The sequence below is a fragment of the Micromonospora sp. ATCC 39149 genome (genome assembly GCF_000158815.1).
Classification (GTDB): domain Bacteria; phylum Actinomycetota; class Actinomycetes; order Mycobacteriales; family Micromonosporaceae; genus Micromonospora.
On the sequence record NZ_GG657738.1, the window covers coordinates 1,190,850 to 1,193,384 of the forward strand.

Here is a 2,535-nt window from a genome sequence, read left to right on the forward strand (position 1 = left end):
CCGACTCCACGTCCGACTTCGCTTCGGCTTCCCCGCGCGGAGCCTCCTCGAGGATCACGTGCGCGTTCGTGCCACTGATCCCGAGGGACGACACACCCGCCCGCCGCGGACGACCACCCACCACCCACGGACGCGCCTGCGTCAACAACTCCACCCGACCCGCATCCCACTCCACATGCGGCGACGGCGCATCCACATGCAACGTCCGCGGCAACACCCCATACCGCATCGCCTGCACCATCTTGATCACACCCGCCACACCCGCCGCCGCCGACGTGTGACCAATATTCGACTTCACCGACCCCAACCACAACGGCACCTCACGATCACGCCCATAAGTCGCCAACAACGCCTGCGCCTCAATCGGATCACCCAACCGCGTACCCGTCCCATGACCCTCAACCACATCCACCTCAGCAGCCGACAACCCCGCAACAGCCAACGCCTGCCGAATCACCCGCTCCTGCGCCGGACCATTCGGCGCAGTCAACCCATTACTCGCACCATCCTGATTCACCGCACTACCACGCACCACAGCCAAGAACCCGATGACCATTGCGCTGCGCGTCAGACAACCGCTCCAGCAAAATCACACCCAAGCCATCCGAGAAACCCGTGCCATCAGCCGCCGCCGCATACGGCTTACACCGCCCATCCGGAGCCAACCCCCGCTGCCGGCTGAACTCCTGCAACAGCAGCGGCCCAGCCAACACGGTGACCCCGGCGACGAGGGCGAGCGAGCACTCCCCGGCCCGCAACGCCTGCCCAGCCAAATGCAACGCCACCAACGACGACGAACACGCCGTATCCACCGACACCGCCGGACCCTGCAGACCGAACGTATAGGCGACCCGGCCGGACACCACGCTGCTGGTCGAGCCGGTCAACCGGAAACCCTCAAGCTCCGGCGGACGCGCCGGGCCGTAGTCGGAGGTCACCACACCACAGAACACACCAGTATCCGAGCCACGCAACGACGTCGGATCAATACCCGCATCCTCCAACGCCTCCCACGACGCCTCCAACAACAGCCGCTGCTGCGGGTCCATCGCCACCGCCTCACGCGGGCCGATCCCAAAGAACCCGGCGTCGAAGTCGCCAGCGCCGTCCAGGAAGCCGCCGCCGCTGGTAGCGACCGCGCCGGGACTGTCCGGGTCGGCCTGGCGGATCCGCTCGTCCCAGCCGCGATCGGCCGGCAGCCCGCCGATCGCGTCACGCCCGTTCACGACCAGCTCCCACAACTCCTCCGGCGAGCTGACCCCACCCGGATAGCGGCAGCTCATGCCCACGATCGCCAGCGGTTCGCCGGCCCGGGCGCGGCGTGGCCGCCGGTCCACGCCGGTGGGCGCGTCCGGCACGCCGCCGGCCTCGGCCAGCAGGTAGGCCGCGACCGCGGCGGGGGTGGGGTGGTCGAAGACGAGCGTGGACGGCAGCCGTACGCCGCTGGCCTGGGTCAGCCGGTTGCGCAGCTCGACCGCGCCGAGCGAGTCGAACCCGAGCTCCTTGAAAGCCCGGCCGGGTTCGACGTCCGTTGGGGAGCTGTGCCCGAGCACCGCGGCGACCTGGGTCTGCACCAGTTCCCGGACAACCTGTTCACGGTCGGCGACGGGCACCGCGGCGAGCCGCTGCGCCAGCGAGCCGCCCGCGACGGCGCGGCGGGCGGGGGGTCCGGGACGAGGCCGCGCAGCAGCGCCGGGAGCATCCCGGTCCGGGCGTGGCCCTGGAGGGCAGCCGGGTCGAGGCGTACCGGGGCGACCAGCGCCGTGCCGAGCCGCTGCGACCGGTCGAACAGCTCCAGGCCCAGGTCGGTGGGGAGCGCGCCGACGCCCATGCGTTCCAGGCGGCGCAGCTCCCCGTCGTCCAGGGTGCCGCCCATGCCGGCCGCCTCCGCCCACAGGCCCCAGGCCAGCGACGTGGCGGGCAGCCCGGCGGCGCGGCGGCAGGCGGCGAGCGCGTCGAGACCGGCGTTGGCGGCGGCGTAGTTGCCCTGCCCCGGGCTGCCCATGAGGGCGGCCACCGAGGAGAACAGCACGAACGCGGCCAGATCCGTCCCGGCGGTCAGCTCGTGCAGGTGCAGGGCGGCGTCCAGCTTGGGGCGCCGGACCCGGTCGAGTCGTTCCGGGGTGAGCTGTGCGATGACGCCGTCGTCGAGGACGCCGGCGGCGTGCACCACCGCGGTCAGCGGCCGGTCCAGGCCATCGAGCACACCGGCAAGCTGCGCCCGGTCCGCCACGTCACAGGCCACCACGTCCGCCTGCGCGCCCAGACCCGCCAGCTCCGCGACCAGCTCCGCCACCCCCTCGGCCGCCGGGCCACGCCGACTCACCAGCACCAGATGCCGCACGCCATGAGTGGCCGCCAGATGCCGCGCCACCACCGCGCCCAGACCACCCGTACCCCCGGTGACCAACACGATCCCGTCCGGATCGAGCAGCCGGGGTTCAACGCCGGCGGCCGTACGGGCGCGGGCGAGACGCGGCGCGAGCAGACGTCCGCCGCGGACCGCGAGCTGCGGCTCATCCAGCCCAGCCAGCG

The 2,535-nt window shown here is 72.0% G+C and carries 1 pseudogene; it reads right to left on the minus strand.

Annotated features, from left to right (window positions below):
• Positions 1-2,535: pseudogene (locus MCAG_RS34425) on the minus strand (SDR family NAD(P)-dependent oxidoreductase); the annotation flags it as partial.